The sequence below is a fragment of the Candidatus Cyanaurora vandensis genome, assembly GCF_013285555.1.
Classification (GTDB): Bacteria; Cyanobacteriota; Cyanobacteriia; order Gloeobacterales; family Anthocerotibacteraceae; genus Cyanaurora; species Cyanaurora vandensis.
In genome coordinates this window covers 1-11,460 of the sequence record NZ_JAAXLT010000163.1, presented here as the reverse complement: position 1 = coordinate 11,460, position 11,460 = coordinate 1, and the positions used below count along the sequence as shown (strand labels likewise).

General features: G+C 54.7%; 12 protein-coding genes. 9 read left to right on the top strand and 3 right to left on the bottom strand.

Translation table 11 applies throughout. The features are described 5' to 3' along the window. Positions 1-220: 220 nt before the first annotated feature. Positions 221-1,174, bottom strand: coding sequence for a protochlorophyllide reductase (locus HFM78_RS11345; protein ID WP_287129556.1), 954 nt, complete (start codon positions 1,172-1,174; stop codon positions 221-223). A 395-nt stretch (positions 1,175-1,569) separates the two neighbouring features. Here HFM78_RS11345 and HFM78_RS11340 point away from each other — a divergent pair, with 395 nt between their 5' ends. The 5 genes from HFM78_RS11340 to clpX all read left to right on the top strand — a co-directional run bounded on the left by HFM78_RS11340 (position 1,570) and on the right by clpX (position 6,730). Beyond that, positions 1,570-1,737 (top strand): hypothetical protein, encoded by a 168-nt coding sequence (locus HFM78_RS11340; RefSeq protein WP_287129555.1) that lies wholly within the window; start codon positions 1,570-1,572, stop codon positions 1,735-1,737. 132 nt (positions 1,738-1,869) lie between these two features. After that, complete coding sequence (gene radA / locus HFM78_RS11335) at positions 1,870-3,249, top strand: DNA repair protein RadA (protein WP_287129554.1); 1,380 nt, start codon at positions 1,870-1,872, stop codon at positions 3,247-3,249. Positions 3,250-3,291: 42 nt separating this feature from the next. Beyond that, positions 3,292-4,728 carry a trigger factor gene (gene tig, locus HFM78_RS11330; protein WP_287129553.1) on the top strand — a complete coding sequence of 479 codons (1,437 nt, stop codon included), beginning with the start codon at positions 3,292-3,294 and terminating at the stop codon, positions 4,726-4,728. A gap of 3 nt (positions 4,729-4,731) precedes the next feature. Further along, on the top strand, positions 4,732-5,391 hold the full coding sequence (gene clpP / locus HFM78_RS11325) for an ATP-dependent Clp endopeptidase proteolytic subunit ClpP (RefSeq protein ID WP_396033349.1): 660 nt from the start codon (positions 4,732-4,734) through the stop codon (positions 5,389-5,391). Between the two features lie 25 nt (positions 5,392-5,416). Continuing rightward, positions 5,417-6,730 carry an ATP-dependent protease ATP-binding subunit ClpX gene (gene clpX, locus HFM78_RS11320; protein WP_287129552.1) on the top strand — a complete coding sequence of 438 codons (1,314 nt, stop codon included), beginning with the start codon at positions 5,417-5,419 and terminating at the stop codon, positions 6,728-6,730. 88 nt (positions 6,731-6,818) lie between these two features. On the opposite strand, the gene HFM78_RS11315 is transcribed toward clpX, so the two are convergent. Further along, on the bottom strand, positions 6,819-7,211 hold the full coding sequence (locus HFM78_RS11315; protein WP_287129551.1) for a hypothetical protein: 393 nt from the start codon (positions 7,209-7,211) through the stop codon (positions 6,819-6,821). Positions 7,212-7,365: 154 nt separating this feature from the next. Between HFM78_RS11315 and cynS the strand changes: the two genes are divergently transcribed. From cynS to HFM78_RS11295, 4 genes are all read left to right on the top strand, one after another. Further along, positions 7,366-7,809: a cyanase gene (gene cynS, locus HFM78_RS11310; RefSeq protein ID WP_287129550.1), complete on the top strand. Its 444-nt coding sequence runs from the start codon at positions 7,366-7,368 to the stop codon at positions 7,807-7,809. 223 nt (positions 7,810-8,032) lie between these two features. After that, positions 8,033-8,710 carry a magnesium protoporphyrin IX methyltransferase gene (gene bchM, locus HFM78_RS11305; RefSeq protein WP_287129549.1) on the top strand — a complete coding sequence of 226 codons (678 nt, stop codon included), beginning with the start codon at positions 8,033-8,035 and terminating at the stop codon, positions 8,708-8,710. Positions 8,711-8,761: 51 nt separating this feature from the next. Further along, positions 8,762-9,085 carry a hypothetical protein gene (locus HFM78_RS11300; protein WP_287129548.1) on the top strand — a complete coding sequence of 108 codons (324 nt, stop codon included), beginning with the start codon at positions 8,762-8,764 and terminating at the stop codon, positions 9,083-9,085. Between the two features lie 101 nt (positions 9,086-9,186). Next, positions 9,187-9,450 (top strand): hypothetical protein, encoded by a 264-nt coding sequence (locus HFM78_RS11295; RefSeq protein WP_287129547.1) that lies wholly within the window; start codon positions 9,187-9,189, stop codon positions 9,448-9,450. Between the two features lie 479 nt (positions 9,451-9,929). On the opposite strand, the gene HFM78_RS11290 is transcribed toward HFM78_RS11295, so the two are convergent. Next, positions 9,930-11,460, bottom strand: a 1,531-nt coding sequence (locus HFM78_RS11290; protein ID WP_287129546.1) for an aconitate hydratase, incomplete at its 5' end; no start/stop codon positions are given.

Below are 11,460 nucleotides of genomic sequence, written 5' to 3'. Positions count from 1 at the left end.
TGGAAGGTGCGGATCGCCTCATCAATTAAGGCGAACTGCTCAGAGGTGGCGACTAACTTTGACTCAAGAACTAACATACTACTATTGTAGTTTATTTAAACTGAAAGTTATCGCTTAGATATCCTATGCGCCGTTGGCTGATACGGCTTATATGCCCATAGCTAAAGCTAGGGGTTTTACGCCGCTCTTGATAAAGTCAGCATACTGCCCGACCCTCCCCTCAACTCAGTCCCACTAACCCCGCACTCAACTCCCACAGCCGTTTCGCCTTGTCGTCATCGCTGGCTTCAGAGGACACTTCTTTGATGAAGGACTTGCCATCTTTTTTTTGCCTGTTCCCCCAACTCCAATAGACCCCGGATTGGTTGTAGGCAGCGTCGGCGACGACAGCGGCGACCCGTTGACCCGCTGCTGCTTCTGAGACAAAACCTTTGGTAATGTACCGTTGGAAAACCGGAAAGAGTTGCCGAAATAAGCGCGGCGACTCCCGAAATAGCCCCGAAGTCGCCACACAGCCGGGATAGAGCGCGTTGAAAGTGATGCCGTGGGAGGCATGGTAGCGGCGGTGGAACTCTCGCATGGTCAAGAGATTACAAACCTTACTGTCCTTGTAAGCTTTGACGGGGTTATATGCCTTGCCATCAATCATCGTGTGGGGTGCCTTGAAACCAGCCTCTAAACCGGAGAGGTCGCCTAGGTGCGGACGCGGCGGGATGCTGCCGCCCAATTCCTTGGGGTTGTGGGTCACGGTACCGATGAAGACCAGACGCGGGGCGGCGGCCTGTTGTAAGTCCGCCAAGAGGAGTTGACTTAACAAAAAATGCCCAAGATGGTTGGTACCGACACTCAGTTCAAACCCGTCCACAGTCCGCCGGGGTTCCTGGGCAGTAGGCGTGTAGATAGCGGCATTACAAACTAAAGCATCAAGCGTCCGTCCGCTCTTTCTGAAGTCCTGGACGAATTGCCGGACCCCGGCGAGGGTAGCGAGGTCGAGTTGCAGGATGGCGTAGCTGTCCTGAGGAATACCGACGGTTTGGGCCGCTTGTTGAGCTTTGGCAAGATCCCGACAGGCCATCATCACGAACCATTGCCCCGTCTGGGCTAGGACCTTAGCGGCTTGCAGACCAATCCCCGAGGAAGAGCCAGTGATAATAACCGTTGATTTGGACTCCACGGCTAGAGACTCCTCTGATAACTAGATATCTCTAGGTTCGCACAGGAGAAAGCCTAGAAACCAAGCTATTTTTAAGGCAAAGGGCTGGGTTAAAATTGACTTAGCCCGACGGATGCTGTCATGGCCTCACTGGCGGTCCTGCCCTCACCTGAATCCTCTCTGTTACTACGGGGCATTACCTGGGGACAACACCTGACCCTACGTGAGACCCTGAAACATCTACTCGTCCACCTAGATTACTTACAAGGCACACTGGAACTCCTCATACCCTCCGCCGAACACGAGATGATTAAAAAGACCCCGGCGATGTTACTAGGATGTGTCTTTTCACAACCCAGACAAGGTTTCATGCGGCGGGTTCGACCACGCTTCAGAATCAAACAAGGGTAAGAGGTTTGGAGCCCGATGAATGCTATTCCCTAGGCCAAGAAAAAGCCATCCCAGACTTAGCCATTGAAATGATGATTACTAAAAGTCGGGTGAATAAACTAGAGATCTACCGGGGATTGGGGGTAACTGAAGTGTGGTTTTGGGAGGAGGAAGACTACATCTGTATCATTTAGAGCGTGAGCAATACCGTTTAATTACCCGGTCTGTACTTTTACCCGATTTGGACCTATCACTCCTGACTCGTTGTCTCCAAACTCCCACCCAGTACGATGCCTTAACGTTGTTTAGTTCGACACTTTGAACCCATGCCCAAAATCAAAACTCTTTTTCAATGCACGAACTGTGGGGCCGAGTCCCCCCGTTGGCTCGGACGATGCGCGGACTGTGGTGAGTGGAATACCTACGTCGAGCAGATCGTCGCCCCCGCCCACCAACCCACCAGCCGTAAATCCACCAGCCCCGCCCAAGCCCGCTCCATCACCCAGGTCAGCCAGGAGAAGTACGAACGACTCGACAGCGGCTACAACGAACTCAATCGGGTCCTGGGCGGCGGCATTGTACCGGGTTCCTTAGTCCTCGTCGGTGGCGAACCAGGGGCGGGCAAATCTACCCTCTTACTCCAAGTCGCTCAGAAACTCGCCCAACAACATCCAACGCTGTATCTCTCCGGAGAAGAATCCGTCCAACAGGTGAAACTGCGGGCTGACCGTCTCCAAGTGACCAGTCCAGAACTCTATTTACTCGCCGAAACAGATCTTGAAATCATCCTGCGCGAACTCGAACAACTCAAGCCCCGCACCGCAATTATTGACAGTATCCAGTCCGTATATCTGCCGACAATGACCAGCGCACCGGGTTCGGTCTCCCAGGTCCGCGAATGTACAGCGGCCTTGATGCGAGTGGCGAAACGTGAAGGGATTAGTTTGTTGATTGTGGGCCATGTTACTAAAGAAGGCGCAATTGCGGGGCCAAAAGTATTAGAGCATTTAGTGGATACGGTGCTTTATTTCGAGGGAGACCGCTTCCAGAGCTATCGACTCTTGCGCTCGGTGAAAAATCGGTTCGGGGCGACTCATGAACTCGGTGTTTTTGAGATGACCGGGGCGGGTTTAGTCGAGGTAGATAATCCTTCCCAGCTATTTTTGTCCAACCGGGAGGACCGTAACTCGGGGACCGCCGTAATCGTGTCCTGTGAGGGGACCCGGCCCCTCGTCGTCGAAGTGCAAGCCCTCGTCAGTCCGACCAGCTATACCAGTCCCCGGCGCACCGTGACTGGGTTAGAGTACAACCGTTTTCTGCAAATCCTGGCAGTTCTTGAAAAGCGCGTCGGGATTCCACTCTCTAAACTTGATGCCTACGTCTCCTCAGTGGGCGGGATGACCGTCAATGAACCCGCCGCTGACTTGGGCGTGGCCCTAGCCGTGGCAGCGAGTTTCCGGGACCGACTGGTGGACCCCTACACGGTGATTCTGGGTGAGGTCGGGTTGGGGGGACAGGTACGCCCGGTCCCGCAGTTGGAGTTGCGTTTGCGCGAAGCGGTCAAGCTGGGGTTCACCCGCGCCATCGTGCCTAGGGGGACCCTGCCAGAGATCCCCGGTCTAACACTGATTGGGGTCAGTCGGGTCCTCGAAGCTCTTATTGCAGCCCTACCCGAGACTGGGGATGAAGCAAAGTCAGGACAGTAGGAAGGGTATATTGGTAAAGCGTTTTGTTGATTTTGGGGCTGTATGAAAGTTACGCAGGAGCGATTGCCCAACTCTCAGGTGGGCCTGGAAATTGAGATTGATGCGGTACGCGGGCAACAAGCCTTTGAGAACACCGTCCGCAAATATGTGAAAACAGCCCGTGTTCCCGGTTTTCGCCCCGGTAAAGCCCCCCGTCCGATTGTCTTGCAATATCTAGGCAAACAAGCCCTCAAAGCCGAGACCCTAGAGAAGTTATTAGACGAATCCCTCAAAGAAGCCATCGAATCCGTTCAGGTCAATGCCTTGGGCAACTATCAGGTCCTCAGTAAGTTTGATGAACTTTTAGCCCAGTTTGAACCTGGTCGGAGCTTAAGCTTTAAGGCTTCCGTAGATGTGCAGCCCGAAGTCCAGTTACGCGCAGACTACAGCAGCATGACCGTCCAGTACATCCCGGTCCCCTTTGACCCTGAGTCGGTAGACAAAGCTCTGGCTGAAGTCCAAACAGAAAAAGCAACCACGGCCCCGGTGCTAGGCCGTCCGGCGCAACTCGGGGACATCGCCATCATGGACTTCTTGGGGCGCACTTTAGAAGGCGAAGAGATTCCTGGGGCTAAGGGCACAGACTTTGAAGTAGTCCTCCAAGAAGACCGCTTCATCCCTGGTTTCATCGCAGGCATCTTGGGCATGGAACTAGATGAGACCCGCGAAGTATCAGCCCAATTCCCGGAAGGTTACGCCAAGGAAGAACTGGCGAACCAGCCCGCCCTATTCACCATCACCCTCAAAGAACTCAAGGACCGCCAACTGCCCGCCCTCGACGATGTTCTCGCTCAGGAAGCGGATTTCGCGGATCTAGCTGCTTGGCGCACTTACACGGAAGAAAACCTCCGCACCGTGAATGCCAGCGAGAACAAGGACCGGCGCGACACAGCCTTGCTCAACGCGCTGCTCGTCGAGGCCCAGATTGACCTGCCCAAAACCCTGATTGAACAAGAGTTTAAGTTCCTAGCTGAGCAGTACATCCAGAACATGACCCAGCGCGGGATTGACCCTGACTTCTTTTTCAAAAACGAAGACAACTTAGCTTTTTTGCGCGAACAGGTCTCCTCCGAAGCCGTCGTCCGGCTCCGGCGCACCTTGGCCCTAGCTGAGTTAGTCCGCCGTGAAAGCCTCACGGTGGACGATAGCGAACTCACCCCGCGTCTAGCCGAATACGCCCGCACCCTCAAAGAAGAGATGGACCGCGAAACCCTGACCACCTTGGTGCGCGATGAGCTTTTGACGGAAAAGGCCCTGGATTGGTTAGCGGAACACTCTACAATTGAGGAAGTGGACGAGCCCGCCGCTGACGAGACTACCCAGCCGCTAGAGGTAATGGTCGCTGAGGTGGATGAATCCACTGCTGAGACCACACCGCCCCTAGAGCTGGAAGAAGTCGCTGCTGAACCGCCCATTGCAACCGCTACCCAGGAGAGCTAAGGGATGATCCACCAAATTTTGAGCGAGTTACCCCGTGGCTACACCATCTATGACGTAATCCCGATGGTTGTGGAGCAGTCTTCGCGGGGTGAACGGGCCTTTGATATTTTTTCACGACTTTTGCGGGAACGCATTATCTTCCTGGGTACGCCTGTGGATGATATGGTCGCCAACTTGATTGTGGCCCAGTTGTTATTCCTGGAAGCTGAGGACCCCGAGAAGGATATATCGCTCTACATCAACTCTCCCGGCGGTTCGGTCACAGCAGGCATGGCGATTTACGACACGATGCAGCATGTCCGGCCCCAGGTTTCCACAATCTGCGTCGGGCTAGCGGCTTCCATGGGAGCCTTTTTGCTAGCAGGGGGTGAAACAGGGAAACGCTTGGCTCTACCCCATGCTCGGGTCATGATTCACCAACCCCTCGGCGGTGCCCAGGGTCAGGCGACGGACATTGAGATCATGGCCCGCGAGATCCTCTACATCAAGCGTCGTCTCAACGAGTTGCTGGCCCACCATACCAAGCAACCTCTGGAGCGCATTGAACGGGATACGGACCGCGACTTCTTCATGTCCGCTGAGGAAGCCAAGGATTATGGTCTGATTGACCAAGTCATCACCAAACGGGCCCTGTCTTCTGAAGGGCTGACAACAGTACGCTAAAACCCCTTTCTTCATGGCAGGACTCATGGCTAAAACCTACGATGCCCATCTCAAATGCTCCTTCTGCGGTAAGTCCCAGGAGCAAGTACGCAAATTGATTGCTGGCCCTGGGGTCTACATTTGTGATGAGTGCGTGGACCTATGCAATGAAATCCTGGATGAAGAACTCTTCGACAGCCCCGCCGCCCAACCCGTCGCCGGGAAGCGCGGGGCCGGTCGTCCCAACAATCGTAAGGATAACGGTTTACCCAAGAAGCTCCCCAAGCCCTACGAGATTAAAGGTCACTTGGATGCTCATGTCATTGGTCAAGATAACGCCAAAAAAATCCTCTCCGTAGCCGTCTATAACCACTACAAACGACTGTCTTCCCAGCTAGAAGCCTCCACGGATGTTGACCTCCAGAAGACAAATATCCTCCTGATTGGCCCGACCGGATGTGGCAAAACCCTCCTTGCTCAGACCCTAGCTCAAGTGTTAGAAGTCCCCTTTGCCATTGCCGATGCTACGACCCTGACGGAAGCTGGGTATGTGGGGGAGGACGTGGAGAATATCCTGCTCCGGTTGTTGCAGATGGCGGACGGCGACATTGAGAAGGCCCAGCGCGGGATTATCTATATTGACGAGATTGACAAGATTGCCCGTAAATCCGAGAACCCTTCGATTACCCGTGATGTCTCCGGCGAGGGGGTCCAACAAGCCCTACTCAAGATGTTAGAGGGGACCATCGCCAATGTGCCGCCCCAAGGCGGGCGTAAGCACCCTTATCAGGAATACATCCAGATTGACACTACCAATATCCTCTTTATCTGCGGCGGGGCTTTTGTCGGCTTGGAGCGGGTAGTGGAGCAGCGGACGGGTAAAAAATCCATTGGTTTCATCCAGCCCGAGAGCCAACAGCGCGAAAAACGGTTAGTTGAGTCCCTCAAGTCTCTGGAACCCGACGACCTAGTGAAGTTCGGTCTTATCCCTGAATTTATCGGGCGCATCCCCTCGGTGGCGGTCCTCGAACCCCTGGATGAAGCGGCCCTCAAAGCTATTCTTACTGAGCCCAAGAATGCCTTGTTGAAGCAGTACCAACGGCTCCTCAAGATGGACAGCGTGGAACTCGTTTTTGATGGCGGGGCAATTGAGGCCATCGCTAAAGAAGCCTACCGTCGCAAAACGGGAGCCCGTGCCCTCAGAAGCATTGTTGAGGAACTGATGCTTGACATCATGTACGAGTCGCCTTCACGCCCGGACTTGAGCCGCTTTGAAGTGACCCGCGAAATGGTCGAATCCCGCTCCACTGCTGATTTACTCATTCACCCCAGTTCTCTACCCAAGCCAGAGTCCGCCTGAGTTGCTTGGTCGAATGACCGTCTGCCTTGAAATTCAGTCCTAGAGGGAAAATCTGCAAACCATAAAAGATTTACGCTCTCCCATATGCTTAGCGGCACTTCTTGTGGATGGCGTACTGCTGTCCATTCCAGTGCCACACTGGGAAACAGAACCCCGGACCACCAATCTCAATGTCGGGATAAGCCTTGCTCTTTGTTTTGAGTACTGTATAGGTACCAGGAAAACCGAACTGCGGTTGCCATTGACCGTTCTTGTTCTTAATATACAAATTCACCTGGACACCAGCCATCCCGCCCAGGCAGGTGCCAGCCACGCTAGTAAACACTCCGGGCTCGTCACCATTTAGATCAATAACTTCAGTTGTGTAGTCGAGAGCTTCGTTGCAGCCTTTGTCGAAGTACTTCCCCGCAGTCGCCTTAAACTGACCGCTGGTTGCTTCAGCGATAATCTTGGGCGTATCCCAAGTAGAAGGGACAGCCATAGCAGTGGGTGTATCGGTGAGAGTCGAAATCAGCAGCCAGCGGCTAACTCTGGCTGCTCCAGGCTTTGTTTTTTCTGATTCAAGGTGTGATGGCTATTTCTTCTTTAGGGGCTGTAGGCTGTGCGTAGGTCCTGTACTGTATTGAGGAAAAGCCATGGCTCTGTTTGAGATCACGGATATTTTGTTGGCAGCGAAACGAGAGAAGGGCCTCACCTATACCCAGCTCGGCGCGGCCCTCGGTCACGATAAAGTCTGGGTTGCCGCCCTATTGTATGGGCAGGCGAGGGCGACCCAGGATGAGGCGGAAAAGTTGCTGGGCCTATTGAACCTAGACCTAGAACTCGCGGAGCTTTTGACCGATTACCCACTCAAGGGTTCCCTAGATGAAACCGTCCCCACCGACCCGTTGTTGTATCGTTTTTTCGAGATTATGCAAGTATATGGGCTACCGATGAAAGCGGTAATCCAGGAGGAGTTTGGTGATGGCATCATGAGTGCCATTGACTTCACCTTGACTATCGCCAAAGTTGAAGACCCCAAGGGCGACCGGGTAGTAGTCACCTACGACGGTAAGTTTTTACCCTACAAAAAATGGTAAACACGCAAGAGTAGAGCCGAGAGTTTAGCGATACTGGAGCAATCATTAGTCACCTCACCAAACTACACTAACCAATGTGAAGCCATTTTAGGCTCGTGTGCGCGGCTGAGGAACCTAAACAGTTCGATTTCCAGGGAGCTTTAGCGTGTCCGACTGGCCTAGGGGTAGTACAGTTGGGGGATGGTTGGCTAGGTTGAAACCTTTAGTTCAGCGGTGATAGCGCATGAGTCAAGACGAAAAAGCCGTTGTGCGGGAATACTTCAATACCACGGGCTTTGAGCGGTGGCAACGTATTTATGGTGAGGCTCAGGTTAACCGGGTGCAGCTTGCGATTCGCCGGGGCCACCAACGAACCTTGACGGCTATCCTCGGAGGGCTGGGGTCGGTCAAGGGGCTGACAATTTGTGATGCGGGTTGCGGGGTGGGGAGTCTCAGTGTGCCCTTAGCCCGTGGGGGCGCAACGGTCTTCGCCACGGACATTTCGGAACAGATGGTCGAGGAGGCCGCCCGGCGTTGGCAACAGGAGGGGGCACCAGGGGACTTGACTTTCCGGGTCCAGGAGCTTGAAACCCTGGCGGGGTCTTTCAATATTGTGGTCTGTGTAGATGTCTTGATCCATTACCCCCTGCCGCAAGCTGAGGTGATGCTGACCCACCTTAGTCAACTGGCTAAGGACCGTCTGCTATTCACTTTCGCGCCCCAGACCCCGCTCTTGAGTCTCTTGAAACGCGTGGGCAATTTTTTTCCAGGGGCAGCCAAGGCTACCCGCGCCTACCAACACCCCGAAGCTCAGTTACGGGAACTCCTGGTACGTTTGGGTTGGCGGGTGGACAGTTGTACAGCAATTAATGAGCAGTTCTACTTTGCGCGTCTACTTGATTGTTCGCGGCAATCCCGGTAGACGAGGTTCGGTCTACTAGCTAGACTGAGTGAAATACTCAAGTAGGTTGGTATGTCCCCATTAGAACGTTGGTGGGACCATTGTCAATATCTGGCTGAACTCGACCCGCCCCGTTTCGTGGCGTTGGTGATGGTGAGTCTGGGTTTTTTATGTTTCTGTGTGGGTGCGGTGCTGGGATTCTGGATGCCGCTCTTGGTCCTAGTCTTCAATTATTCTCTGGGGGCCGGGATACTTTTAGTCTTGAGTGAATTCAAGAATCCTTCACAGTTGGGTTGGAAGTTTGCTGGTATTGCGATCTTACAACTATTGCTTAACCTGTATGGTATCTATCAGACTAACTTGTTAATTCACCTGGGTATTGTCAATCTTTTCTAGACTCTATGTCTCCAGATAGATTGTACAGTGACGCGCTGGAATATTGAACGGGCTTCCTGCTACTCTCGTCTACGACAGAGAAAGCTTTAAGGAGCAGTGAGATGACAAATACACAGCGTTGGGTTGGTTTTTTGGCGGGCGTGGCGGTCTTGGGCGCGGGTGGAACTTATTTACAGGTCTCGGCTGCTGAACCCCAGCCCCGGATGCAGGCTGCGTTGAATGCGCTACAGACGGCCCGCCGTGAACTGACCCAGGCCACCACCGATAAAGGTGGTTATCGCGATAAAGCCCTTCAGTCCGTAGACCAAGCCATTGTGCAGGTCCGGCGCGGGATTGCCTACGATAACCGCAACCCTAAGAACTAAGAGTCGCTCGCATAGAGATTTAGAATCTCTATGCGAGCCCCCTAAATCCCCCTTAAAAAGAGGGACTTTAAGAGTTGATTGCGGCAGGGCGACTCGAATAACCTCTTTCCCCCCTTTTTGAGCTATCCATTACCCACAAATCGTGAGATATCCTCACAGAAAGGATGACAGCCGGGCGCCCCACGTTAACTTGGTGGTTCGCGCTTGTCACAACCGCAAACTCGAAGCTGACCACCTTGCGTGTGACAAGTCTTGCCTAAGCTCAACCGATGGTGTTGGTACACTCACGCCTGTGTCCGGCAGGGTATGGGGCGGAGGGGCGGTTTTGGACCTGTGGACCCCACAGAGACTTTAGGAAGTCTTGCGGAAATTTTGCCAGAGCCACGGAAATCCTGCGGGTCTCGCGGGAACGCTAGTTAGCCTCGCGGAAATCCTGTGGACCCGGCGGAGAGTTCCCCATATCCTAACTAAGGCTGCCTTCAGACCGGCACTACCACCGCCTGCTTGGCTTTGATGTGACTGAGCAGGCCCCCACTATGCAGAAGCTCCTGTTCGCGGGGCGTGAGGGCGACTGAGACTTGAAACTCAGTGCCTTGGGTGCGGTTGAGAACAGTGATAGTGCCCGTGGCCAAACCCTGGTGAATGGCGACTAATTCTAGGTCGTCCCCCTGTTGGATACGGTCATAGTCCGTGGGGTCCGCGAAGACCGCCGGGAGAATACCGAAGTTGATCAAGTTGGCGCGGTGGATACGGGCGAAACTCTTGACAATGACCGCCTTAAGTCCCAGGTACATCGGAGCCAAGGCCGCGTGCTCCCGTGAGGAACCTTGACCGTAGTTACTCCCGCCGACGACTACGACTTGCCCCGCCTGACGGCACCGCTCAGGGAAGGTCGGGTCCACGCGCATGAAGACAAACTCAGCGATGGCAGGGATATTGGAGCGCAGAGGGAGGACTTTGGCCCCGGCGGGGAGGATGTGGTCGGTGCTGATGTTGTCCCCCACTTTGAGGATCAGTTCCGCCCGGATGGTGTCGGTGAGGGGCTGGGCCAAGGGCACGGGACGGATATTGGGACCGCGCTTGATCTCCACCGCACTCGGGTCACTCGCCGGAGAGACCAACATATTGTCATGGACCAAAAACTGGGTCGGAGTATCCACTGGGATAAAATCAATCCCCAAATCCCGTGGGTCCGTAATCACCCCAGTCAGAGCTGAAGCCACACAGACCTCGGGACTCGCCAGATAGACTAAATCCTCACTGGTCCCCGAGCGGCCCTTAAAGTTGCGGTTGAAGGAGCGCACCGAGACCGCCCCAGTGGGGGGAGCTTGGCCCATGCCGATACAGGGACCACAGGCGGATTCCAAGATCCGTGCCCCCGCCGCCGTCAAATCGGCAAAGTAGCCGTCCTGGACAATCATCTCAAACACCTGCTTAGACCCCGGTGTGAGCGTCATCGAGACCTCGGGGTGGACCGTTTTGCCCCGGAGCATCAAGGCAGCAATCGTCAGGTCCTCGTAGCTGGAGTTGGTACAGGAACCGACACAGACCTGGGCCACGGGCAGCCCCGCCACACTCCGCACGGAGACGACGTTATCCGGGCTGGAGGGGCAGGCCATCATCGGCTCTAGGCTATCGAGGTCTAGGTGCTGGTGTTCGTCGTAAACCGCATCCTCGTCCGCCAGTAGCTCCACATAACTCGCCCCCCGGCCCTGGGCTTCTAGAAAAGACCTCACCCGCTCATCCGACGGAAAAACGCTAGTCGTCGCTCCGAGTTCCGCGCCCATGTTGGTAATGGTGAAACGGTGGGAAGCACTCAAAGAAGCCACCCCCGGCCCGTAGTATTCAATCACCCGGCCCACCCCGCCCTTGACCGTGAGACGGCGGAGCAATTCCAGGACCACATCTTTCCCCGAACACCACGCCGGCAGACTCCCAGTCAACCGCACGCCGAGGACCGTGGGCATCGGCAAGAAGTACGGCTCCCCCGCCATGGCAACCGCCACATCC